General features: G+C 42.3%; 19 protein-coding genes. 12 read left to right on the plus strand and 7 right to left on the minus strand.

The features are described from left to right. Positions 1 to 24: 24 nt before the first annotated feature. The 3 genes from ENLAB_RS15010 to anmK all read right to left on the minus strand — a co-directional run bounded on the left by ENLAB_RS15010 (position 25) and on the right by anmK (position 3,712). The gene (locus tag ENLAB_RS15010; protein ID WP_081119128.1) at positions 25 to 1,116 is read right to left on the minus strand and encodes a DUF871 domain-containing protein; all 1,092 of its coding nucleotides are present in this window, start codon (positions 1,114 to 1,116) and stop codon (positions 25 to 27) included. 118 nt (positions 1,117 to 1,234) lie between these two features. Next, on the minus strand, positions 1,235 to 2,530 hold the full coding sequence (locus ENLAB_RS15015; protein WP_005229683.1) for a PTS sugar transporter subunit IIC: 1,296 nt from the start codon (positions 2,528 to 2,530) through the stop codon (positions 1,235 to 1,237). Between the two features lie 21 nt (positions 2,531 to 2,551). Further along, positions 2,552 to 3,712, minus strand: a complete 1,161-nt coding sequence (anmK, locus tag ENLAB_RS15020; RefSeq protein WP_244351850.1) for an anhydro-N-acetylmuramic acid kinase AnmK — start codon at positions 3,710 to 3,712, stop codon at positions 2,552 to 2,554. A gap of 255 nt (positions 3,713 to 3,967) precedes the next feature. Here anmK and ENLAB_RS15025 point away from each other — a divergent pair, with 255 nt between their 5' ends. Genes ENLAB_RS15025 through ENLAB_RS15035 form a run of 3 tightly spaced genes read left to right on the plus strand, consistent with a single transcriptional unit; the run spans position 3,968 to position 11,401 of the window. After that, the gene (locus ENLAB_RS15025; RefSeq protein WP_244351853.1) at positions 3,968 to 5,089 is read left to right on the plus strand and encodes an exonuclease SbcCD subunit D; all 1,122 of its coding nucleotides are present in this window, start codon (positions 3,968 to 3,970) and stop codon (positions 5,087 to 5,089) included. 2 nt (positions 5,090 to 5,091) lie between these two features. Further along, positions 5,092 to 8,220 (plus strand): AAA family ATPase, encoded by a 3,129-nt coding sequence (locus ENLAB_RS15030; RefSeq protein WP_244351855.1) that lies wholly within the window; start codon positions 5,092 to 5,094, stop codon positions 8,218 to 8,220. Between the two features lie 16 nt (positions 8,221 to 8,236). Beyond that, positions 8,237 to 11,401, plus strand: a complete 3,165-nt coding sequence (locus ENLAB_RS15035) for a DEAD/DEAH box helicase (protein WP_244351857.1) — start codon at positions 8,237 to 8,239, stop codon at positions 11,399 to 11,401. Positions 11,402 to 11,448: 47 nt separating this feature from the next. Here ENLAB_RS15035 and ENLAB_RS15040 read toward each other — a convergent pair whose 3' ends face one another. Then, positions 11,449 to 12,183 (minus strand): HAD family hydrolase, encoded by a 735-nt coding sequence (locus ENLAB_RS15040; protein WP_194195361.1) that lies wholly within the window; start codon positions 12,181 to 12,183, stop codon positions 11,449 to 11,451. A 244-nt stretch (positions 12,184 to 12,427) separates the two neighbouring features. Between ENLAB_RS15040 and ENLAB_RS15045 the strand changes: the two genes are divergently transcribed. The 5 genes from ENLAB_RS15045 (at position 12,428) to pepF (ending at position 19,044) form a co-directional block, all read left to right on the plus strand. Continuing rightward, on the plus strand, positions 12,428 to 14,164 hold the full coding sequence (locus tag ENLAB_RS15045) for an ABC transporter ATP-binding protein (protein ID WP_244351859.1): 1,737 nt from the start codon (positions 12,428 to 12,430) through the stop codon (positions 14,162 to 14,164). Positions 14,165 to 14,865: 701 nt separating this feature from the next. Continuing rightward, the gene (gene spxA, locus ENLAB_RS15050) at positions 14,866 to 15,264 is read left to right on the plus strand and encodes a transcriptional regulator SpxA (RefSeq protein WP_003127030.1); all 399 of its coding nucleotides are present in this window, start codon (positions 14,866 to 14,868) and stop codon (positions 15,262 to 15,264) included. A 152-nt stretch (positions 15,265 to 15,416) separates the two neighbouring features. Next, positions 15,417 to 16,067 carry an adaptor protein MecA gene (locus ENLAB_RS15055; protein ID WP_077452520.1) on the plus strand — a complete coding sequence of 217 codons (651 nt, stop codon included), beginning with the start codon at positions 15,417 to 15,419 and terminating at the stop codon, positions 16,065 to 16,067. Between the two features lie 100 nt (positions 16,068 to 16,167). Then, positions 16,168 to 17,166 (plus strand): competence protein CoiA, encoded by a 999-nt coding sequence (locus ENLAB_RS15060; RefSeq protein ID WP_244351862.1) that lies wholly within the window; start codon positions 16,168 to 16,170, stop codon positions 17,164 to 17,166. Positions 17,167 to 17,226: 60 nt separating this feature from the next. Continuing rightward, positions 17,227 to 19,044 (plus strand): oligoendopeptidase F, encoded by a 1,818-nt coding sequence (gene pepF, locus ENLAB_RS15065; RefSeq protein ID WP_244351864.1) that lies wholly within the window; start codon positions 17,227 to 17,229, stop codon positions 19,042 to 19,044. 131 nt (positions 19,045 to 19,175) lie between these two features. Here the strand turns inward: pepF and ENLAB_RS15070 are convergent, their stop codons facing one another. Then, on the minus strand, positions 19,176 to 19,832 hold the full coding sequence (locus ENLAB_RS15070; protein WP_223080146.1) for a DsbA family protein: 657 nt from the start codon (positions 19,830 to 19,832) through the stop codon (positions 19,176 to 19,178). A 108-nt stretch (positions 19,833 to 19,940) separates the two neighbouring features. Beyond that, positions 19,941 to 20,516, minus strand: coding sequence for a CYTH domain-containing protein (locus tag ENLAB_RS15075; protein WP_081118447.1), 576 nt, complete (start codon positions 20,514 to 20,516; stop codon positions 19,941 to 19,943). Positions 20,517 to 20,711: 195 nt separating this feature from the next. On the opposite strand from ENLAB_RS15075, the gene yjbM reads away from it, so the two are divergent. From yjbM to mgtE, 4 genes are read left to right on the plus strand one after another with little or no spacing between them, the layout of a single operon-like run. Beyond that, the gene (gene yjbM, locus ENLAB_RS15080; protein WP_077452515.1) at positions 20,712 to 21,380 is read left to right on the plus strand and encodes a GTP diphosphokinase; all 669 of its coding nucleotides are present in this window, start codon (positions 20,712 to 20,714) and stop codon (positions 21,378 to 21,380) included. A gap of 5 nt (positions 21,381 to 21,385) precedes the next feature. Next, positions 21,386 to 22,183 (plus strand): NAD kinase, encoded by a 798-nt coding sequence (locus tag ENLAB_RS15085; RefSeq protein ID WP_170920136.1) that lies wholly within the window; start codon positions 21,386 to 21,388, stop codon positions 22,181 to 22,183. A 4-nt stretch (positions 22,184 to 22,187) separates the two neighbouring features. After that, positions 22,188 to 23,087 (plus strand): RluA family pseudouridine synthase, encoded by a 900-nt coding sequence (locus ENLAB_RS15090; protein WP_081118448.1) that lies wholly within the window; start codon positions 22,188 to 22,190, stop codon positions 23,085 to 23,087. Between the two features lie 17 nt (positions 23,088 to 23,104). After that, on the plus strand, positions 23,105 to 24,469 hold the full coding sequence (gene mgtE, locus ENLAB_RS15095; RefSeq protein WP_081118449.1) for a magnesium transporter: 1,365 nt from the start codon (positions 23,105 to 23,107) through the stop codon (positions 24,467 to 24,469). Between the two features lie 59 nt (positions 24,470 to 24,528). Here mgtE and ENLAB_RS15100 read toward each other — a convergent pair whose 3' ends face one another. Beyond that, complete coding sequence (locus tag ENLAB_RS15100; RefSeq protein ID WP_081118450.1) at positions 24,529 to 25,365, minus strand: AraC family transcriptional regulator; 837 nt, start codon at positions 25,363 to 25,365, stop codon at positions 24,529 to 24,531. Positions 25,366 to 25,482 lie beyond the last annotated feature (117 nt).

The following is a 25,482-nucleotide window of genomic DNA, read 5'->3' on the forward strand; positions in this document are numbered from 1 at the left end:
GATCAGCGGCTTTTTTCTAACGATTTAATCCAACAATTCGAAAGCAAATTTGGTCCATGGTTTCAAATATTCCAACAAAGGCAACTCCTCTTTGGGAATAGCGCCGACTTTGTTTTTTCGGGCGTCTTGGTGAGGGGTCAAAACGATCTGCAATTCGTTTTTGTACTGACCAAAGGTATCATTGCCGATAACGATGTCCCCATAAGCAAACGGTTCTTGGTTTGTATGAGGGAGGTTTTCGATGGGACGGTATTTCACCCGTGATTGTGTGGAACGAGCGACTAACGCATTACTGTCACCGCGACGAAAATGATTGGTTTCAGCTAAAATCCTCCGTTCGATTTCGCTGGCTTCTGCTTCTACGGAAACGCCAAAGGTCAGTTTGTAGCGATCGATCGCCGCCAGAGCTTTCAGTTCTGCATCCGACGCATAGGCATTGCCAATAATCACCGTATCGATCAACCCAGAAGCAAAAAGCAGCTTTCCTTGCAGCGCCAATGGTAAATCGCGACAAGATTCTAAGGTTGGCAGACCATCATTGACTTCCCAAGGACCAATTTTGGCTGATTGACTAGTGATGAAGGCGGCTGTTTTCAACCCATATTTTTTGAAACGTTGGCTGCAGCTGCGGAAAAAAGCCTCCGTTAAGCCTGTGCCTCGTTGGGGGTAAAAATTGTGGCAGCCATATAAAAAAGGTTCATTGGCTTGGTAAGAAAGGATATTTTCTAAATAGTTCACATCATTACTCATATTCAATTCAATCGCCAAGCCAAATGGATTAAAGGTCAGCTGGGCTTCTTTATTGCCATCAAACCCTTGATCCAAGCGGATACCGTCCGCACCTAATTCTGCAAAGAAGCTAAGATCGTCATAAGAGATCGCCAGATCACTAAAAACAGCTGGCGAAATATCTACTATCGTTTCAAAGCCAAGGTTCTTGGCAAACCCGATAATCGAAGAGAATTTTTTTCTGACGGTCTCTTTGCCTTCACTGACTTCTAGCATACTCATAAATAAGCGAGAGTAACCAAGGGCAGCAGCTTTTTTTAAATAGTCTTGATCCAGTAACGGATCGCTATGGTCGGGGTAAATCGAAAGGCCAATTTCTCGTTTCAATGGTTTTCCTTCTTTCTAAAAAAACCGCACGAAGCACCTCTTGGCATTGGAAAAAGCTGCTGAGGAACGCTTCTTCTGTTTGTCTTGGTGGGTACTTCGTACGACCGTTATTTACACATTATTGTGCGACTGGTTGATTTTCTTTTTCCAATTCGTTTTTGTCATAGATTTTTACGAATGGGTAATAGATCAGGATCGATAAAAGAATCAAAAGAACATTTAGCACGATCGCACGCCAATCGCCGCCAGTCGCTAAGAAAGCGCCAATGGGTCCAGGCAATGTCCAAGGGGCATTGACCGTAACTGCATTGACTAAACCAGCTGAGGTAGCGACCCACGCAATGACGCCATTGATCAGTGGTGCAATGATGAAAGGTGGGATCAAGATTGGGTTCAAAACGATCGGTGTACCAAAAATCAGTGGTTCGTTGATGTTGAAAATAGCTGGGATTAAGGCTGTTTTTCCTAGTTTTGAACCGAATTCCGATTTGGTGCGAAACGCTAACAAGATAGCCAAACCAATCGTTGAACCCGCCCCACCAATCCAGATGAACCATTGATAAAATGGTTCGGCTGCGATATTGGGAATCATATCTCCTGAAGCAAGCGCTGTGGTATTTCCTTCTAACAACTGTAACCATAATGGACGAGCCAGTGACCCAACGATAGAAGCACCATGGATCCCGAATGACCAGAAGAAGGTCGTCAAGAAGGTGATCAAAAGTACACTTGGCAAGGTATCTGCGGCACTGACTAAAGGATCGACGACTTTTGCAACGATCGTGTGCCAGTCAAAACCGATATAGTAAGTGATCGCGCCCATTCCTAAAATAATGACTAAAGTAGGGGTCAAGGCTTCGAAAGAGCGAGCGACTGCTGGTGGGACTTGTTCTGGCATCGTGATTTTAAATTTCGATTTGTCCGTTAATCGATAGATTTCAACAGCAAGGATCGAGGTGATGATCGCCACGAACATTCCAGCACTCCCTAAATTGGCCATTGGTAAGACAAAGCCGACCGTTCCAGCAGCATCCAAAGCTTCTGCTGGGATATTGACCGGGGTGAAGGTCAGTAAGAAGGCGGTCGTAGCTAGGATCCCACCAGAAAGACCATCAAGCTTATAAGAGCGAGAAAGACTGTATCCGATCCCAAATGCCGCATACAAGCTCATAATGTACATCGTCATTCGATAAGGCAATAAGATCGTTGTGGCATTGCTAGACAAGAATTGATAGATGCCCCAACTTTGAGGCAGCGGTGGAAAGGCTAAAATCATAAAGAACGAACTGACGATGATCAATGGCAAGGTTGAGACGATCCCGTCACGAACCGCCCGCAAGTGACGCTGGCTGCCAAGTTTTTCCATTGGTCCTGCCAAATGGCGCTCGATGAATTGAGTGAATTTATCTAACATGGTTTATCCTCCTAAGGTGTTTCACATTTTTGCTTCCCATGGATTCGGAATGATTTTTCCTAAAATCACGCCTTGGGCTGCCCCGGTTGCTGCAGGGGCATTATTGACACGGCTGTGAAGGGTTTCATTTCCTAAGATGGCAAAAGCCACCGCTTCTTTGGCATCGTTCGAACCGCCAATGTCATCTTGTGTTACAACGGCTACTGATTCGGGTAAATAGCCTTGGATCAGCTCAATCAGCAGATGATTATGGGCACCGCCGCCCGAGAGAATCACTTCCATATCGTTTGTTCCCAACTGAGGAAAAATGAACCGTTGGTAACTGTCAGCGATGGAAAAAGCGGTGAAATCGGTTAAAGTCCTCACCAAGTCTTCAGGTGCTGCTTCGGGATACTTGGTCAATAACTGCTGCACGAATTGTTTTCCAAAAAGCTCACGCCCGGTGCTTTTCGGCGGTTGCTGGGACAAATAAAAATGAGTTCTTAATTCCTTTTGCAAGGTGGGTATAATTGCTCCCGCTCGGGCTGTTTCACCAAACGCATCATAAGGCTGACCGAATAGCTGAACCATTAATTCATCGATGACCATATTCCCTGGACCTGTATCAAAGGCATACAGCTCGTTTAAGCCGCCACTTTTTGGTAGTACAGTAACATTGCCGATGCCGCCAATATTTTGCAGCAAACGATTTTTGGTGTCTGATTGATAGAGCAGATAGTCTGTATAAGGAACAAGAGGGGCGCCTTGACCACCAGCAGCCATATCCATCACTCGAAAATCGGCAACGACTTTCGTTTGTAAGCCATAAGCGATAATCGAAGGTTCGCCAATTTGCAAGGTGCTGTTTTTCGCTGGATCAGCATCGGGGGAGTGCCAGATCGTTTGTCCGTGGCTGGCAACAAAATCAATGCTTTTTTCTTCAATACCAGCTTTTTGGCAGAGGATTTGACACGCTTTCAAAAATTGATACCCTAATTCAGTATTTAATTGGCAGATGAGGGGAACATTTGATTCCCCTGGATCACAAGCGGTTTTTATTCGTTCCTTCAATTCTTCACCAATGGGTAGTGTGACCATTTCCATCAGCTGTACAGCAGTTTCGGTGCCGCAGCCATTGATTTTTACTAAAGCAGCGTCGATCCCATCCAAACTGGTTCCTGACATGAGTCCTATTGCAAGCATAGCGTTTCTCCTTTCTTTATAAAATAGTGATGAAAGCGATTGTTGAATTCGATTTCACACTCATTGTAAATGAAGTGTAATTATATTTCAAGGTATATATTTATCATTGAAAAAAAATTTCAACATAATGATGTTAGGTGCTCGTTATTTTTATCAAAAATGGGCGGTAAATGAAATTTCGCTGGAAGAGAGATGTCTAACTATCAGGGAAAGTGGTATAATGATTGGAAGGATATTTTTTAAGAAGGTGAAGAAATGCGCTTTATACATACAGCTGATTGGCACATCGGAAAAAAACTACATGGCTATGATCTGCTGGAAGACCAACGAGCAATCATTGATCAAATCATAGCGCTAGCAAGAACAGAAAAGGTCGATGCCATCGTCATTGCGGGGGACCTTTATGATCGTTCTGTTCCTGCTGTTGATGCAGTCAAATTACTAAATGAAAAAATCGCTGAAATCAATTTAACGAATGAACTTCCATTATTGGCTATCTCAGGAAACCATGATAGCCCAACGCGACTAGAAACCGGTAGTCAGTGGTTTCAGCAAACACGTTTTTATCTGTCCACCAGCATCGAACAAAGTTTGCAACCGGTTGAGTTTGACGATACACAATTCTTTTTACTGCCTTATTTCGAACCGATCGAGGCCCGGATATTTTTTGACGAACCGTTAATGAAAATTTCAGATAGTGTCCAAAGAGTGATTGAGGAGATGACCAAGCACTTTGATTCGTCAAAAAAACAAGTGTTAGTGACCCATTTCTTTGTGGCGGGCGCTAGCCAAACGGATTCTGAAACGAAAATTCAAGTTGGCGGATTGGACAGTGTGCCGACCACCGCTTTTGCACCTTTTGATCGGGTGGTTTTAGGCCATTTACATGCCAATACGGCTCTGAAACATCCGAAAATCGGCTACAGCGGCTCACCGCTGAAATTTTCTCTTTCTGAACGGACGAACCAAAAAGGGATCTATCTTGTTGATACCGTAAAAGATACCAATGAATTTATTCCGCTGACACCAAAAAGGGATATCCAGCAGCTGACGGCGTCCTTTGAGGAGTTGATCGATCCGGTTTTTTACCGTGATCTGGATCGTGAGGCGTTTTGGCATTTTCTGCTGACGGATCGTGCTGTGATCCCAAATATGATGAATCAGTTGCGAAAAATTTATCCGTTTATTTTATCTGTCGAACGGTTGAATGGACGGGAACAGACAAAAAAAAGACAAATAACGACACGAGAAACCGATCCACAGACTTTGATCAGTCATTTCTTTCAAGAGATGACAGGAGATTCATTGCTCGATTCACAAACCAAATGGATCGAACAAGGGTTAAATGAAGCATTTGTCGTGGAAAAGAGGGAATAGTCATGCAACCAAAGTCTTTACAAATGAAAAATTTTGGTCCATTCATCGATGAAAAATTGGATTTCAGTCAGCTGCAAGCTGGCGGTTTGTTTTTGATCAGCGGTAAAACTGGTGCAGGAAAAACGACGATTTTCGATGGAATGACATTTGCCTTATTTGGTGAAACATCGGGGAATCTGCGTTCAGGCAAAGAAATGCGTTCGATGTTTGCTTCACCAACCGAAGAGACCAGCGTCACGTTTACTTTTGAACATCAGCGTTTTACCTACCAGATCCAACGGAAACCGGAACAAACGTTAGCAAAAAAACGTGGTGACGGGGTCACCAACCAAACGGCAAAAGTTCAATTGACAATTTTTGACGCAGATGGCAAAGAGAAAAAGCAGATCAGTAAACGGACAGAGGTTGATGCGTTTATCAAGGATCTGCTGCAACTGGATGCCAAACAGTTTTTTCAAATCATGATGTTGCCGCAAGGAGAATTTCGTAATTTTCTGATTGCTAGCAGTAATGAGAAAGAACGAGTTTTGCGAAATCTATTTGGTACGGAAATGTACCAGCAATTTAATGAATGGCTAAAAGAACAGGACAAAGCGCAAAGCAGAAAGCTTGAACATCAGCAACTAGTCGCTTCGCAGATCATGGAGCGTTTTGAATGGGAAGAAGAGCAGGAAGTTTTAACGGTTGCGGAATGTCTGACTTTGTGGGGGCAAGATTTAGAAAAACAACAGATCCAACTTCAGCAGTTATTGCAGAGAAAAGACCAGACAATGCAAGAAATGAAAGCTGCGCAAGAGGCTTTTTACCGTGCAAAAGAAATCGAAAATGCGCGGATCGAAAGGCAAGGTCTACAAGAAAAAGCCCGAGAGCTGCATGCTAAAAAAACCGAGATCGCTCAGAAAAAAGCCCAGTTGAACCAGTTGGTGTGGGCGCTTGAACATCAAGAAATCATGCAGCAAAAAGAAGAACGAGTGAAAGAAGCACAGCAAGCTGCTCAGCAAATCAACGAAACAAAGCAGCAACTGCAAGAAATTCAGCAGCAACAAATAAGCTGGCAAGACCAACGATCGTTGATTGACGGCATCAAGAAAAAACAGGAAGCTGCTAGTCAAAAAGTTCAACGAATCCAGCAGCAGATCCCGCTAGCACAGCGCACACAAGCCCAGCAAGAGGAAGTGGCGCAGCTTGAAAAAGCCGCACAACAACAGACCATCGAGTTAACGAAAATAAATCAAGCGCAAGCAAGTGCCAAAACGCAAGCACAGCATCTTGCAGAAGAAATCGACACCTTGCGAGGGTTTCAAGCAGAAGCGGTGAAATTGGTAGAAACGCAGGCTCAGGTAGAAAAATGGCAGCAGGCAAAAATGCTGTTTCATGAAGCCGAGCAAAAAGCAGGGGAACAGCAACAAATTCATTCGGAGTTAGTCCTTGAACAACAGCAATTGACAGCATCCTTGCTGGAGCTGAAAAAAACGCTAAAACAAGAGACCAGTCAAAATGCTCGAATGCAAATTGCTCGGCTTCGCCTTTTACTGGAAGAAAATGAACCCTGTCCGGTTTGCGGATCCTTGGATCATCCGAATACACAGGAGCACACGACCTATCGCATCGAAGACATCATTGCCAGTGAGCAAAGACTTGAGCAAACACAAGAAAAATTGACGAAGATCCAACAGCAAGTATCGGCAAATCAAACGCTGCAGGAGCAAGCCACATTGCGAATCAGCGAATGGCAAGCCACCAGTGCTGCTGCGCAGAAGCAAGTGGAATTAGCTTGGACTGCAGTTCAACAGGCATTTGCTGCCTTGCAGCCGATAGAAAACCAAGAGGCGATTACCGAGGAAACGACGGTAGCGGAACTAAAGAAACGGCAATCGTTTAATCAACAAAAAGCCGCTTCTTATGAAGAAGCGCAGAAGAAACATCAGGCAGTAAATGAGCAGCTAGCAACATTCAATGAGTCCTATCAGCAAGTCAGTGAGCAAGTGAAAAAAGCTCAAGAAGCGCGCCAGCTTGCGGAGGGGAAATTGGCTTCTTTGCAGGAACAACTTGCCGGCGCAACGTATGAACAATTACAAGCTGATTTAGGAGAAACCAATGGTTTACTAATGGAATATACGCAACAAATCGAGGCGGATGCCCGACAAGAAGCGCAGATAAACGAGCAACAAGCGATCCTTTCAGAGAAGCTGAAAAATCTGCAGCAATTTTTTGAAGAAAAGCAAGCGGCTAAGACAAAAGCAGAACAACGACTGACGCAGCGACTCCAAGAAGCTGGTATGACTGAAGAAACGATGCGGAACTTGATTGCCCAAGCCCCTCAAACAACCATTCTCTCAGAAGAAATCAAAACCTATGAGCAAGAAACGGCGTTTGTTCAGCAACGGCTAGCATTGTTAGATGCGCAGTTAAAAGAGCAAGCTACGATAGATTTAAACCAATTGGAAACGGCCTACCTTCAGTTGCAGACTGTGATGGAGGAATTACAGCAAGAAACAGTCCGCAAACAGGAGAAAGTCAATGGCAATCAACGGTTGTTTGACGAGTTGCAAGTCATTTATCAGCAAAATGTCGAAGAACTTGCCCAATTAGGCCAACTTCAGCAATTAGCAGAAACCATCAATGGTGAAAACGTCAAAAAAACCAGTTTGGAACGGTATGTACTACAGCAATTTTTGACGGAGATCTTAGAAGTCGCCAACGAACGTTTGGCCCGTTTGACCCGCGGCCGTTATCAATTTGAATTAGCAGATAAAGTCGGGAGCTATCGGAGCTCAACAGGATTAGAGATCGATATCTATGACGATAATGCCGGTCAAGTCAGAAGAGCCCATACGCTGTCAGGTGGCGAAAGCTTTATTGCAGCCTTAGCGTTGGCGATCTCTTTGGCAGATGTGATCCAGCAACGAGCTGGCGGGATTGAGATCGAAGCACTCTTCATCGATGAAGGCTTTGGCTCGCTTGATGAAGAATCATTGGAAATGGCGATGGAAGCATTAGAAATGATCGAAAATGAAGGTCGCATGATTGGAATCATCAGTCATGTTCGAGAATTGCGGGCAAGAATCCTGCAACAAGTTTTCGTAGAGACTAACGGCAGCGGGCAAAGCCGGATCCGAATAAAAGAATAAGGAGAGGAGGGCTCTTATGAAGTGGAGTATTCCAGAAAAAGTAATCGAGCGAGGTAGAACCTACGTTAATGAAGGTCGTGTCTTGTCTGTCACACCGGATAAAGAGAAAAATGTGTGGCACGCAGAAGTACTAGGAACAGAATTGTATTTAGTTACTTTGGATGCTACTGCCAAAGAAGTGGATTATTGCCAATGTCCTTATTGGGAAGAGCACCATTATTGCAAACATACGGTGGCCGTCGAACTCTATTTACGCAAACAAGGAAAAACACGAAAAATCAATGAACAAACCCCCATCAAAAAAGCCTTTTCTGCTTCAGAGATGTTTTCCAATGGTTTTGCCCGCATAAACAGCGAAAAAGAAGCGAGTAAACCATTACAGATTGAATTTCGGGTAGATACGATTGCGACAAATCCATATCACCAAGAGATGGATATTTTAGGCGTCTCTTTGAAGGTCGGGCATCGCGGTACGGCTAGGACTTATGTCGTCAAAGACATTTACAAATTTTTACAAATGTATCAAGAAAACAAGCACTATGCGACCAATAAGCAACAGACCTTTTTCCTTTCTGCGGATGCCTTTGATGAGAAAAATCAAGCTTTATTAAATCGATTGGCAGGAATCGCCCAAACCCAGCAATTAATGGGGCAAGCCGGCATTCAAATCAATGGCAAACTTGACAAAAAATACTTGCTGCTGCCCGTTGAATTCGGCAAGGAACTGCTATTGCAATTCAATGATGTCTATACGCAAATCACCATTGGTGAAACCAAGGTCGGTCAAGCAGACTTTCGAACCGGGGAACCATTGACGTTTTCAGTCACAAAAGAAGCGGATCATTTTCCGCTGCAGTTCGTAAAAGACTTCGACCACTTACTTAGTTATTATAACTGGGGGCTGTTGGATGGAACCTTTTATGAATTGACTGTCGAGCAAAAGGAAATCTATGTCACGATGCAGCAGCTGTTTAAACGGTTTGAACAGCCAATCATTGATTATCCAAAAGATGAGCTGGCGAATCTCTTTATGAAAGTTTTGCCTTATTTGCGAAAAATTGGGCGTGTCCAAGTGGCCCCTGAGGTTCAAAATGACATCGAAGAATCTGAATTGAAAGCAGTTTTCTCCTTGCGGAAAATCAAAGGTCAAGTAGATCTACAAGTTGATTTTACTTATGGAGAAGTCGTTTTTTCAAGTGATGAAAAACATCAATACATGCCAGAAAATCATCCAGAGATTTTACGTGATTTCCAGCAAGAATCCCGGATCGAAGCCATTATTGAAACCTTTGGCTATCAAGCTAGCAGTAAGAACTGGCAAAAAAACCTCCCGATAGGTGAACAACTCTATGCCTTTTTCACGAGAGAGATCCCGGTCTTGAGACAATTAGGTGAAGTCCGCATCGGCAAGAAGCTGCGAGAACTCTACCTTGATGCCCAGCATCATCGACCAGAAATCGTGATTGAAGAGAATGGTTCTTGGTTGGATATCAAGTTTGATGTTAGCGGCATTCAAGAATCAGAGATCAACGATGTTTTGCGGAGTCTGTTGCAATCTGCGCAATTTTATACCACAGAAAATGGGCAAGTCCTTTCATTGGAATCAGAAGAGTTTCAAGAAGCAAGTGCTGCCCTGAAAAAATTGCGTCTTTCACTCGAAGCGAAGGATGGGGCGATCCAAGTTCCTATGAATCAAGGGCTGCTCCTGCAAGAGCAGTTTGCTGATCAAGCCAGCTTTAGCGCGGGCTTTCAGCAAATGACGGAAGACTTGATCCACCCAGAAAACTTTGAGGCGCAGCTGCCAGAAAACTTGCATGCTGAGTTGCGGCAATACCAAGAAGTTGGCTTTCGTTGGTTAAAAATGTTGAGCCATTATCAATTTGGCGGTATTCTTGCCGATGAAATGGGGTTAGGGAAGACCGTTCAGACGATCAGCTACTTACTTTCAGAAAAACAAGAGAAACAAAAGTTGAATGCATTGATCGTGGCACCTGCCAGTCTAACGTTCAACTGGCAACAAGAAATCAAACGGTTTGCGCCAACGATTTCCGCGTCTGTCATCAGCGGAACGAAAGAAGAGCGCGAAGGGCAGATGGCGCAGCCAGCGGACGTCCGCATCACTTCTTATGCAAGTTTGCGGCAAGATATTGATGCCTATCAAGCATTAGATCTGACTTGTTTGATTTTAGATGAAGCGCAAATGGTCAAAAACAGTGCGACCAAAACGGCACAGGCCTTGCGATCCTTGGAAGTTCCACAGCGGTTCGCCCTCAGTGGCACACCAATCGAGAACAATCTAGAAGAATTGTGGTCCTTGTTCCAAATGATTATGCCAGGCTTTTTCCCGAACAAACAGAAATTTAAAGAACTGTCCACACAAGAAATTGCGAAAATGATCAAACCTTTTATTTTGCGAAGAGACAAAAAATCCGTGCTGCATGATTTGCCGCAAAAATTGGAGACAAATTATTACAGTGTCCTTACAGAAGAACAAAAGAAAATCTATTTGGCGTACTTGCGGCAAATGCGGGAAGAAATCGCGCAAATGGATTCTACGTCTTTCCGTAAAAATCGAATCAGTATCTTAGCTGGTTTGACTCGACTGCGGCAAATCTGTTGCGACCCACGATTATTCGTGGAGGATTATGAAGGTTCTTCTGGGAAACTTGAACAGGTAAAAGATTTACTCTTAGCAGCCAAAGAAAATGGCCGTCGGGTGCTGCTATTTTCTCAATTCACTAGCATGCTTTCGATCATTGAAGAAGAGCTAGCACAAGAAGGGTTTGAATCCTTTTATTTGCGCGGCAGTACCCCGCCACAAGATCGTTTGACGATGGTCGATGCCTTCAATAGTGGTGAAAAAGATGTCTTCTTGATCTCATTAAAAGCAGGAGGAACAGGACTGAATCTGACCGGTGCAGACACTGTAATCTTATACGATTTGTGGTGGAACCCGGCGGTGGAAGAACAAGCTGCTGGACGAGCCCATCGGATCGGTCAAAAAAATGTTGTCGAAGTCTGGCGAATGATTGCTGAAGGAACCATTGAAGAACGAATGGATGCACTGCAACAAGAAAAACGAGAACTTTTCCAAAAAGTGATCCAAGGCAACGAAACACAGCTTCAACAAATGACCGAAGAAGATATTCGCCTGATTTTGAGTATCGGTGAAGAAAATTAAGCATTCAAAAAAACATGGACCCGCTTGAAGCGAAGGTCCATGTTTTTTTAGCTATAGGCGTATGCAGGAAGCTGCAAGAGGGCGTCAATACTTTCTTGGAGCTGCGAGAAAGCAGTGATCGACACATCTGGCAAATCTTCCAATCCATTAGGCGCTTGACGGAGACGATGATTGAACCACAAGGCTTGCCACCCGGCTTTTTTGCAGCCGACCACGTCATTATCAAAATTGTCACCAACGTACAGTGTCGTTTCTGGATCAAGAGCAAAATCGGTTTCTGCCAATTGGAAAATTTCTAGTTGCGGCTTTTGATAGCCAGTTGCTTGGGAAATGATCATATGCTCTGGTTTGATCCATCGAGTCAATTGCAACTGATCCAATTTCTTTTGTTGATGGTCGGTGGGACCGTTAGTAATAATCCCTAACTTGATTGGTAATTTAGACAAATAGTTCAAGGTTGACTCAACTTCAGGATGTAGCGTAATGGCATCTAGTTCTTGTTCATAACACAGCTGGAATTTACAGCTTTCTTCCATTTTAATAGGTAAGTACCCTAAATCCGTTAATGAATGCGTCAGTCGGTGATAGCGAAAATGATCTAGTGTCCATTCATTGGCCAATACCCGTCCAAACTGCTCATCACTGTGCACCCGAAACCGTAAGTATAGAGCGGTTAGATCTTTGGGGGCAATTTGTGGGAAGCATGAGGTTACGGCATTACGAAATGGTTGCTGCTGGTCATATAAGGTATCATCGACATCAAAAAGAATACTAGTGATCACAAGAGACACGCCTTTCAGAGTTAGTGAAAATTTTCAGTTTGTTTTCGAATCAATCATAAGCTATTATGACTCTAAAAAAAAGAGGGAAAACCTTGTGAAATAAAGGTTTTATTTACTATTTTTAGAAATCCGCGTCTTGATAGGTTTTCAAAATTATAGTGAATTTTACCCATTTTCACATGTTTCTCATTTTGCATTTCTTCAAAGAGTTGCTTATAATGAAAGCTATTGAGGAGGGGGAAATGTGTTAAAAAGGTTTTTCCGTTATTATCGACCGTATCGGTCACTATTTATGTTGGATTTTACTTGTGCGGTATTTGCTGGTTTATTAGAACTGGCCTTTCCCGTAGCCGTCAACCAAGTAATCGATAAGATCATGCCCCAGAACAACTTTCGCCTGATACTATTGGCATGCTTAGGCTTGTTCTTGTTTTATGTGATCAATACTGTGTTGCAATATATCGTAGTTTTTTATGGTCATAAACTTGGGGTCAATATTGAAACAGATATGCGTCAAGAACTGTTTCGACATCTGCAAACGCAATCTTTTGAATATTATGACAATCAAAAGACTGGCAAGCTGATCAGTCGTTTGACTACGGATCTCTTTGAAATTTCTGAAGTCGCTCACCATGGGCCAGAAGATGTTTTTATTACCATCATGACTTTAGTCGGTTCATTCCTATTGATGTTAAATATGCATGTTCAATTAGCGGTAGCGACATTTGCGTTGATTCCATTGATTACGATCGCCTTAGTTTTTTTCAATAAGAAAATGACCAAAGTCAACACACAGATCTATGACAACCTCGGTGAGTTCAACGCCGGAGTGGAAGCATCTGTCAGCGGCATTCGGGTGACTCAATCGTTTGCCAATGAAACGTTCGAACACAAACGCTTTGATGGATTGAGCGAAATCTATCGTCAATCAAAGATCCTTTTTTATAAGGTAATGGCGATCAGTTCAGCGTACAATTACTTCCTGATTCGCTTGATCAACTTGTTTGCTCTGATTTTTGGTGCTTACTACGTGATTCGCGGTGAACTGACGAATGGCCAGTTTGTAGGGTTTATTTTATTGTCAAATGTCTTTGTTAGACCAATTGAGAAGGTCAATACGATGATCGAGAGTTATCCCAAAGGAATCGCCGGCTTCAAACGATTGACGGAAGAATTGGATAAAGAACCGACGATCAAAGACAAACCAGTGGCACGAGCCGTTCAATCATTAAAAGGAGATATCGTCTACCATGATGTTTCTTTTTCTTATGCGGATGCGACAAAAGTCTTGAATCACATCAATTTGTCGATCAAAGCCGGCGAGACGATCGCCTTCGTAGGACAAAGTGGTTCAGGGAAAACCACGTTATGCAATCTCTTGCCACGTTTTTATGAAGTCACGGAAGGTGCTATTACGATCGATGGCATCAATATTCAGGGGATGACCTTGGCTTCTTTACGTCAGCAGATTGGGACTGTCCAGCAAGATGTCTTTCTTTTCCCAGGAACGATTCGAGAAAATATTGCATATGGCAAACTCGATGCAACAGAAGAAGAGATTCTAAAGGCAGTCAAGTTAGCACACTTGGAAAAAGTCATCGATCAAATGACAGATGGGTTGGATACAGTCATTGGTGAACGAGGAGTCAAATTATCCGGTGGTCAAAAGCAGCGGGTAGCGATTGCTCGGATGTTCTTGAAAAATCCGCCGATTTTGATATTAGATGAAGCAACATCAGCGTTAGATACGGAAACCGAGCAAGTGATTCAAGAATCCTTAAATTCATTGGCAGATGGTCGCACAACCTTGATCATTGCTCATCGTCTTGCGACGATCAAACATGCAACACGAATCATTGTCGTTAGTGAAAAAGGCATCTTGGAAGAAGGAACCCATGAAGAATTGATGGCGAAAAGGGGACATTATCGCGCATTGCATGATGCGCAATTCGCTCGTGATGGGGAACCGTCTCTCTCTTAGAAAAAAGGAACGATCCATTCAAGAAAGCCCTAGCCTTTTTATGTTTTGTCAGGAAAAAGCATAAAAAGACGGGCTTCTTGGGTTGATCGTTTTTCACTAAATTTTTGTGAGAAACCCTTTTCATTTATAAGCAGATATTCATTTCTCCTGCTGTTTTAATGTCGATTATGACAGAAATGCTTGTATGGTTTTCTGATTAAAAAGGAATGTGATACAATTGAATCAAGATTGAAGAGATGAGTTGAGAATCTTCTCTGAAAAAAATAACATATATTTTTATTGTAGCCCTGTCGGTTTGAAGGCAACAATGGTTCGTGAAATTTTTCCTTTGAAAACGATTGAGCCATGGACTTGGTTTTTTTCCTTGTATTTTGATTACACATGTAATTACAGATAGGAAATTAAAAAACGCGCGATTCAACTAAAAGAGTATTTTAATATTCTGACATCTTTTTGATACACCTTTGACACACTGTTGTATAAAAGAAGTAATATTAAAAAAAAATTTGAGTTTTCTCATTTAAAAACGAAGTTTTTGAGTGAAACCTTTTGCCTAAGAGGTTTCGCTTTTAATATAACTTTCGAGTTTTATTAAAAAATATGAGATTTAGACTAGATTTTTTTTAGTTAAACCTGTATAATTGAAATCAAGCGAGGGAACAGGACTTGCTTGATTGAAAATTAAAAAGGAGAGATGCACGTTGTTGACACTATACACTTCCCCAAGTTGCACATCTTGTCGCAAAGCTCGTGCGTGGTTACAAGAGCACGAAATCCCTTTTGTTGAAAGAAATATTTTTTCAGAACCGTTAAATATTTCTGAGCTTAAGGCAATTCTACAGATGACAGAAGATGGCACAGAAGAAATTATTTCCACCAGATCCAAAGTATTCCAAAAGTTGAATATGGATCTAGATGACCTGCCCCTAAAAGATTTATTGACACTTGTTCAAGAAAATCCAGGATTATTGCGTCGGCCAATCATGATTGATGAAAAACGATTGCAAGTTGGGTTTAACGAAGATGAAATTCGTCGGTTCTTACCAAGGGATGTTCGCCAACTGGAACTAAGACAAGCGCAATTAATGGCAGGCTTATAAATTTGACTTCATCGACTCGCTTTCTCGTAGAAAGTGAGTCTTTTTTTGAGTTTTTACGTTTTTCTTAAGAGGATATTCGTTTTCTCTTTACTTTTTATCAGGTTTCGATACAATGAACCTATAGTGAGTAGCAAAAGTGAGGTGTAGCTAATATGGAAATGGAACATATCAATGAGAACACCATTCGTGTATTGATCAAAAGTGAAGACTTAGCTGCGAGAGGCATCACTTTTCTTGACCTTCTAGGAAATCACAATGAAATTGAAAACTTCTTTTATAGTATTCTTGAAGAAGTTGATATTGACGAAGAATTTAAAGGCAGTGAAGCTGTAACTTTCCAAGTCTTGCCTAAAGGCGATGGGTTAGAATTGTTTATTAGCAAAAATCTTCCACCAGAAGGAATGGAAAATTTTGATGAGATGAACGATGAAGCGAATGAAGACATTACCGATATGTTGAAAAAGCATGTGGCGGCTCAATTACAAGAGTCAGAGCAAGCAGAAGATATCGGCAATCGTTTTGTATTCGAGTTGTTGCGATTCGAAGATATGATTCAATTGGCATCCGAAGTATATTTGGATTCTGTTGCAACCAATCTTTACCAAATGGGCAACCATTATTATATTGAAATTCGATTCATGGATGCAGATGTTACTGATATTGAAGTGGAAAACGCACTTTCTTATTTGATGGAGTTTGCTCAACGGACGTCAGTGACGCCAGAGGTTTTATCTGAATACGGTGAGTTGATTATGGAAAACGACGCACTTGAATTGACTCGTTTCTACTTCAAGAATGATTAATGAATGAAAATCATTTCCAGCCAAGGACATTTTGACAATGTTCTTGGCTTTTTCAATTGTGATTAAAGAAAATGGCGTATCTTTTATTGAGGTGAGCCAGATGCTAAGAGCGTTGAACCAAAGAAAAGAAGTCATTGCAGCGAAAGGGAGAAAGAAATCATCGGGCCCTTTTTATTGCCCAGGATGTCAGAAAGAAGTGATTTTGAGGCAGGGACCAAAGCGACAGCCCCACTTTGCCCATCAAACCAGTACTGATTGTCAGACGTACAGTGAAGGGGAGACGAAGGAACATTTGGAAGCAAAACAACTTTTGTTTGAGTGGTTTCAAGATACAGGGATTGAGATCGAAGCCTTTTTGCCTAAACTCCAACAGCGTCCTGACCTTTGTTATAAGAATATCGCCATTGAAGTCCAGTGTTCTTCCCTCAAGTTTTCACGATTTCTGGAACGAACCACCACTTATTTAGCAAATGGCTATCAGCCTTGGTGGATCCTCGGGACCAAATTGTATCCGAAACGCCAGTGGTCGTTTTTGGTAAAAGCCTGCTGTACTTATCAGTCTACTGGCTTTTGCTTGTGGCTCATTGATACGCGAAATCAGGCATTAGTGAGGCTGAACCAAATCAAATGGCATTATCAAGAAGGGGTAAGCAGTCGACGAATTGCTACACAAAAAGGGGAGCCTTACAGGAAAGAGACACTTCGACCTTTGTGCGCAACAGAAGGATCGAAGACCCACAATTTTTCTGAATGGGTAGCGACCGATTATCGGTTGTGGGTGATTCGAAAACTACGAAACAAACTGCCCAAAATCAGAGAGATTCAAGAAATAGTATACCCGTTGAATGGGAATGTATCACAGCTGCCTCTGTGGTGCTACTGTGAAAGTCGGTTTGGCATTTTATTTGAACACCGCATACTGATTTTTCGCTTTCTCTATTTAAGTGATTGTCCCATTAATTTTGAGCAGTGGTTGATCCGGCTGAGGCAGTTGCATTGGCACTGGCACTTTCCTTTGCTTGATCAAAGAGAAATATTGCGAGAAATCTTTCAAGAATGCCAATATTTAGAAAATTCGGTTTCTTTTTCAAGCCAATGATTTGGTTTCGTTGAAAAGTGTGATAAGATATTTTTAACCAATGAACAAGGAGTGAAGGGAATGTCAGAAACAAAACAATTACCAGCACGTGAATCGATCCCAGTCGAAAAAACGTGGGACTTAACGAAAATCTATGCCGATGATGCGGCTTTTGACATAGAATTTCAAGAAATTCAAGCACAGGTCAAAGAAGCCAGCCGTTACCAAGGCACTTTAGCAGACGGTCCGCAAGCCTTTTTAGCCGCTTTAGAATTTGTCTTAGATCTTTCTCGCCGCTTGGAGAAACTGTATGTCTACAGCCATCTAAAAAACGACCAAGACACCGCTAATACGACTTATCAAGGCTTATATGCGAAAGCCAGCAGTTTAGTTGCGCAAGTAAGTGAAGCCGTTGCTTGGTTTGATCCCGAGTTATTGACGATGTCCGATGAAACGATTTGGGGCTATTTCGATCAAGAACCTAAGTTAGCAGTTTATCGTCATATGATCGAAAAAACCATCAACGAGCGGCCCCATGTTTTGCCTGCCGATCAAGAAGCGTTATTGGCCGGTGCTGGCGAAATTTTTGGTGCCCCTGGCAATATTTTCTCTGTTTTAAACAATGCTGACTTGGATTTTCCAGTCGTTGAAGACGAAAATGGGGAAAAAGTGCAGCTGTCACATGGTGTCTATGGTGAGTTGATGGAAAGTACAGATCGCTCTGTCCGAGAAGCGGCCTTTAAAGGTCTCTATGGCGTCTATGAGCAATTCCGTAATACCTTTGCCCAAACCTTAAGTACGAATATCAAAGCCCACAACTTTAAAGCCAAAGCTCGTAAATACGATTCCGCACGCCAAGCCGCTTTGAGTGCCAATCATATTCCTGAAAGTGTCTATGATACGTTAGTGGACGTCGTTAATCAGCATTTGCCGTTACTACACCGTTATATGGCATTAAGAAAACGCCTGTTGGCTGTCGACACACTTCATATGTATGATGTCTACACGCCGATTTTAGGGGAAGCACCGATTCGCTACACCTATGAAGAAGCAGTCGAAAAAGCGAAAGAAGCGCTAAAACCATTAGGGGAAGAGTATCTCGCTGTAGTTGAAGAAGCCTTCAGCAATCGGTGGATCGATGTCGTTGAAAACAAAGGCAAACGCAGTGGTGCCTATTCGTCAGGTGCTTATGACACGCTGCCTTATATCTTAATGAACTGGAATGATCGATTGGATCAACTCTTCACCCTTGTTCATGAGATGGGGCACAGTGTGCATAGTTATTTCACAAGGAATAACCAGCCTTATGCCTATGGCGATTATTCGATTTTCTTAGCAGAAATCGCTTCGACGACGAACGAAAATATATTAACGGAATACATGCTTCAGACTGAGACTGATTCACGGGTCAAAGCCTATGTCTTGAATCATTTTCTTGATGGCTTCAAAGGCACGATATTCCGTCAAACGCAATTTGCCGAGTTCGAGCATTTCATGCACGTAGAAGATGCGAAAGGAACACCGTTGACCAGTGAATTCTTAAGCGAGAATTATGCCGAGTTAAATGCGAAATACTACGGACCATCAGTTGAAAAAGATCCTGAGATTCGTCTCGAATGGTCACGAATCCCTCATTTCTATTACAATTACTATGTCTACCAATATTCAACTGGTTTTTCCGCAGCTTCTGCTTTGGCGAAGAAAATCTTAGCTGGCGAACCGGATGCCTTAACCAACTATTTGAACTATTTGAAAGCCGGACGTAGTGATTATCCAATCGAAGTCATGAAAAAAGCAGGCGTCGATATGACGAAAGCAGATTATATTGAAGATGCGATGAAAGTATTTGAGCAACGTTTGAATGAATTGGAAGCACTCGTTAAAGAAATCGAAGCATAAATGAAACAGTACAAACCAATCCACAATGGATTGGTTTGTTTTTTGTTCGCGCACAATGAAAACGCTGCGCAACGAGCCAAACGATGACTTTACGTTTGGCTCGTTGCGCAGCATTGCTATTGAATAGGGTTTCATAAAAGAATCAACCCGCGATCAATTTCATGAATCATGGAAAGTTTTGGTGCTTGTAAGGATTGTGCACTTTGTAAAAATGTATCAAGCTCTGTCGCTGTGCCAAAGATAAGTGGAAGACTTTTTAGCTCTTCAGATCCTTCCAAGAGGACACCATATTCTTCTTCACTTGAAAAATCATACACCACAGCAGAAGGTGTGATCGTGATGCCCATGTCTTTCGCTACCCTTTGGTCGGTGGCAAAGTTCTTTTTCACTAGCTCAGATGTACGGTCTTCTAAGAACATCTCTAAATCACCGTTTGTTTCTGAAAATAGCTCTTTTACTAAGGTGTCACAATATTCCTGTTTTTCGATCCCTATTCGTTGTTGCAGTTTCAATAAGAAATCCCGAGCAATTTTTTTTCCTTGCAACTGGGCTGCTTTATAGTCCAGTGACGCAGCGTAGATTTGGTTGGTCTGTTCATTACGCAAGACCAAATCCGCCTTGTTCATGGACAAATAGTCCATCGAAACGCCTACTGAAAATAAATTAACGAAAGGTAGGATCTGCAAATGGATTTTTTTGCGATTTGTATTTAATCTGTTGATAATCTCTTTTTCGATATCATAACAAATAGGCCCAATCGGATTAATAAATAAAAATAGTTCGATCATTTGAATCTCTCCCCAATTAAGATTCTTTCGTATCTTGAAAAACAAAATAAGTATGTTTTATTAAATATAGCAAAAAAACGCGAAAAAAGTAAGCAAAAGGGCAGCCTACTATGATTTTTCTTCAACAGCACGAATGATCTTGTTTTTTGCTGGTCGGTAAGGAATATCAAAGGTGTGCAACAACGATTGAAAGGCAAGCTTTCCTTGGAGCGGCTCGCTTACTTCTAGCTCCAATTCATAATCATGTTGCTGACCATACCAGCTTTCATCCAAAGCGAGTAATCCTTCTTTGATCGGGAATTCCGCCCGTCTTGTTTTTAATGCTGCGATCATGCGTAATGAATCAGGTTCGATATTCGCTGCTCTTAAGCGTTGAGCAACTACACCCGTAGATAGAATTTTTTCTGAATCAATTAATGACGCAGCGATTTCCTTCGGTAAAGGATCAGTCGTTTCTAGTAGACCGTGTTCAATGGGGGTCTTTAGTGTTAACTCCGCATGGGTAGTCGTCGTGCGAATACGCAAACCAAATTGCTTTTCCCGCAATTTATGGTCTGCTGTATCAAAGTAATAATTGGTCTGTGTCTTGAAGGCTGTTTCTGATAAATTGTAATAAGTAAGCAACTGGTGGTATTCTTTTTCCGTCAGCATCGTTTTATATTCAATCTCTACTTGTTCGACCATCGATTTTCACTCTCTTTCTATTGCAACCATAGTGTACGCTGTTTCAACTATTCCGTCAAAGAAACTATACAAAGAAAAGCAGCAACGATTGGATCAGACAAAAAATCTTTTGTTTCTGCACTTCTGTCCATTCAGTTTTATTCCAAGAGTATGGTAGAATAAGGGGTATGTTATGAACAGAATCGAGGGAGAAGAATGATTCGAGATTGGGAAGAATTCTTAGCGCCTTATGAACAGGCGGTTTCAGAATTAAAAGTAAAATTAAGAGGCATAAGAAAACAATATCGGGAACAAAACAAACATGTTCCCATTGAATTTGTCACGGGTCGTGTCAAGCCAGTGGATAGTATTTTAACGAAAAGCAAATTACGAGGGATTGCATTGGATCGGCTTGAAGAAGAGATGTCTGATATCGCCGGTTTGCGAATCATGTGTCAATTTGTGGAAGACATTCACCAAGTCGTTGAATTGTTGCGAACACGCAAAGACATGAAAGTCATCATTGAACGGGACTATATCACCAATAAAAAAGCCAGCGGCTATCGTTCGTACCATCTAGTGATCGAGTATCCCGTTCAATTGATCGATGGAGAAAAAATTATTTTAGCGGAGATTCAAATTCGTACACTGGCGATGAATTTTTGGGCAACGATCGAACATTCACTAAACTACAAATACCAAGGGGAATTTCCTGCTGAAATTAGCGAACGGTTACGACGTTCGGCAGAAGCTGCCTATCAGTTAGATGAAGAGATGTCTAATATTCGTGAAGAAATCCAAGAGGCACAGCGGTTGTTTTCTCATGGGAAAGGCAAGCGTGGCGGACATGACACGCCCAAGTTGCCAAAGGAGGAGACCGAATGAAAGGCATCCGCGTGGCAATCGTCCATAATCAAGAAAGTAAGTCAGTAGAAGTGACGAAGCGTTTAACTGTTCTCTTGGAGCAGTCTGAAAACAAGATCGATCAAGAGAATCCTGAATTAGTGATCTCTGTTGGTGGAGATGGCACGCTTCTTTCTGCTTTTCACTTGTACAATCATAAGTTGGATCAAGTGCAGTTTTTAGGGGTCCACACGGGTCACCTCGGCTTTTATACGGACTGGCGAGATTATGAATTGGAAGAATTAGTCGAGTCTTTGTGCAATGACCATCAAAAAAGCGTCAGCTATCCATTATTAGATGTTCGTATCACTTATGCGAATGGCAAACCAGATAAGCATTTCCTTGCACTGAATGAATCAACGATCAAGCGTGGCAATCGCACCATGGTTGCCGATATTTCTATTAAAGAAGACCTCTTTGAAAAATTTCGCGGGGATGGCTTATCGATTTCTACGCCAACCGGTTCAACTGCCTATAACAAAAGTGTTGGTGGTGCAGTCTTGCACCCAAGTATCAATGCCTTTCAATTGGCAGAGATTGCTTCGTTGAACAATCGTGTCTTTCGGACCCTTGGTTCGCCGATCGTCGTGGGTCACCATGAATGGGTCAAAGTGCAACTGCAGCAAAGTACCGACTATTTAGTGACGATCGATCAATTTACCATCGAACAAGAAGAAATCGATGCAATTTATTACCGTATTGCCGATGAACGGATTCATTTTGCGTCTTATCGGCATATGCATTTTTGGAATCGGGTCAAAGATTCCTTTATTGGAGAAGAATGAACTCATGGAATTTACGTATCACTATACCGGCCAAGGGCAGCAAGTCAAATATTTTTTGAAGGAACAAGGAGTATCCAAGGGGTTACTAGCGAAAATCAAATTTCAAGGCGGAAAGATATTTGTGAACGACCACGAGCAAAACGTCTTGTTTTCTTTGGCGCAAAATGATAGGGTAACTATTGTAATTCCTCCTGAAGGGGAACATGAAACGATGCTGCCTGACCCGACACCGATTGAGATCGTGTATGAAGATGCCCATCTATTAGTCGTGAATAAACCGGCTGGTATCTCATCGATTCCTGCACAATACCATCCGACCGGCACGATGGCTAATCGAGTCAAAGCTTACTATCAAGCGCAACACTATGAAGACCAAGTGATCCATGTAGTGACGCGGTTAGACCGTGACACATCAGGATTGATGCTTTTTGCAAAACATGGCTTTGCCCATGCAAAGATGGATAGCCAGTTACGAAAGAAGCAAGTTGTCAAAAAATATCAAGCCCTCATTGCGGGAGAGCTTTCCGCATTATCCGCCCATAGCGAGATCGATTTGCCTATAGCTCGGGACTTGACCTCGCTTTTGAAACGCAAGGTCAGTGAAGAAGGAAAAGAGGCACGTACGGAGTATTGGCTAAAACAGCGCAATTCAGATTGCGCATTAGTCGACATTCAACTACACACAGGCCGGACACATCAAATAAGGGTCCATTTTTCTGCGATCGGTTGTCCCTTACTAGGAGACGAGATGTATGGGGGATCAATGGCTTTTGGGATCAAACGACAGGCACTTCATTGCTGTCAGCTGCAATTTCAGCATCCCTTTACGAATGAACCGTTGGCTTTTGACCTGCCTTTACCTGCAGACATGGCCGCTGTTTGTTCAGCTATCGTTAAGCAATAACAAATGAGGTGAAGAGATTGGATGAAAATCAAGAATTAACCGAACGGTTTGATCAACTGAATCAAGCATTAAAAGACAATGATATCCAGGGATTTCGTGAGGCATTCTTGGATCTGCATATCTACGAGCAGGGGCAATTCTACCAATCTCTAGAAGCAGACGCTCGACAAATCGTCTATACGTATCTATCGCCGAAAGAATTAGCAGACATGTTTGACGTCATTGAAGAAGACGACGAAAACATGGTGGACTATCTTTCAGAAATGCGTCCGGCATATGCTGCAACGATGTTAGCAGAGATGTATACCGATAACGCTGTCGATCTACTGAATACATTGGACAAGAAACAAACGGCGAAATATTTGAGTCTGATGACGGCTGAAGCCGCTAGCGAGATCAAAGAACTATTGCATTATGAAGATGAAACAGCTGGATCATTGATGACAACCGAGTTTGTTTCCATTGTGGCCAACCAAACGGTTCGTTCAGCAATGTATGTCCTGAAAAATGCCGCCGATGTCGCTGAGACGATTTATTATATTTATGTTGTGGATACTGATAACAAACTTGTTGGGGTTATTTCTCTAAGAGATTTGATCATCAATGATGAAGATACCATGATCGCTGATATTTTAAACGAGCGGGTCATGTCCGTCCATGTTGGAGATGACCAAGAAGATGTCGCTCAGACCTTCCGGGATTATGACTTTCTCGCGCTACCTGTTACCGATTATGACGATCATCTATTAGGGATCGTGACCGTCGATGATATTATCGACGTTATCGATGATGAAGCAGCCAGTGATTACTCTGGTTTGGCAGGGGTCAATGTGGAAGAAGTCAGTGAGAACCCGATCAAGGCGTCTTCGAGACGATTGCCTTGGCTCATCACCTTACTCTTTCTCGGAATGGCCACCGCCAGTTTAATCAGCCATTATGAAGAATTAGTCAGTGAAGCGAGTATTCTCGCTGTCTTTATCTCACTGATTACCGGAACCGCCGGCAATGCCGGTACCCAATCTTTAGCGGTGGCCGTCCGTCGCTTAGCGATCAATGATGACAAAGAAAATAGTTTTATGAAGACAGTGGTCGGTGAAGTGCTGACAGGACTTTTCACAGGAGCTATTACCGGATTAACGATTTTTGCTATCGTTGCCGTCTGGAAACAAAATCCAATTTTAGGTTTTGTCATTGGGATGGCAATGATGTGTGCTATCACAGTAGCCAACTTAGCAGGAAGCTTGATTCCGATGTTAATGGACAAACTTGGGTTTGATCCGGCAGTGGCGAGCGGTCCGTTTATTACGACCCTCAGCGATTTGACCAGTGTCTTGATCTACTTCAACATTGCCAGTCTTTTTATGAACTATTTTATTCAATGAACACAAAATAAAAGCAAGCCGATGATTTTTCTTCCAGTGAAGAATCATTGGCTTGCTTTTTAATTTTTGGGTTTTGGCAACACCCCAGAAGGGGAGACACCATAAAGTTTTTTAAAAGACTTGCTAAAATGATAAGCATCTTGATAGCCAACGGCTGAGGCAACTTCCTTAATCGTGAGGTTGTCATTTTTCAACATATCTTTGGCACGTTTTAAGCGAATTTCGATCAAATAGTTAATGGGGCTGACCCCTGTCGCCTCTTTAAAAATCTTTGAAAGGTACGTCGGGCTAAGAAATTGATCTTGTGCGAGCTTCTCTAACGTGATTTCTTCTTTGTAATGATTTTCCAAATAATAGACGGTATAGTTGACGATCTGTTGTTGTCTTCGTTGGCTTTTGGAAAGGTAAGGAACGACATTGATGTGGTCTTCATTTAGTCCACGTAAAATGTAGACGAGCATCTCCATCAAAACAGCTTTTTGCATCAATTGAAACTCATCCCGCTCTTCACTGCTTTCTCTCACCAACTGCCATGCTTTTTCCAAAACTTGATGATGGTATTTGCCTAGCTCCAACAAGGGATGTTTGTTAGGGAAAAAATTTCGTTTAAACCCTTCCAAAGAAATATTTTTCAAACCAATATGCAGCTGATGAGAGCGAGTGCCCTTAGGCTGCAATTCACAGTGATCGACGCCAGGATTGAAAAGCATGACACTGCCAGCCCGAATTTTTTTCGCTGGTTCTTTTTCAAAATAATACATACTTTCTCCTTCTAACAAGACACTGATTTCTAAAAAGTCATGATGGTGCATTTCTCCATGACTTTCTGATTGCGTCCATGGATCAAAGAGATAGATGATTTCGGGATTGAAGGTCCGAGGGTTAACTAAATTCATGGCTGATTCACTCCAATTGGGTGCCCATTTCCTGTAAAAAAAAGGAATGGTGCTTCTTACTAATATTTTACATCAAAATGAGTAAGAAAAACCATTTAAATCGCTTTTCAAAACGCT

It is taken from the genome of Enterococcus innesii (assembly GCF_022846515.1).
GTDB lineage: Bacteria > Bacillota > Bacilli > Lactobacillales > Enterococcaceae > Enterococcus_D > Enterococcus_D innesii.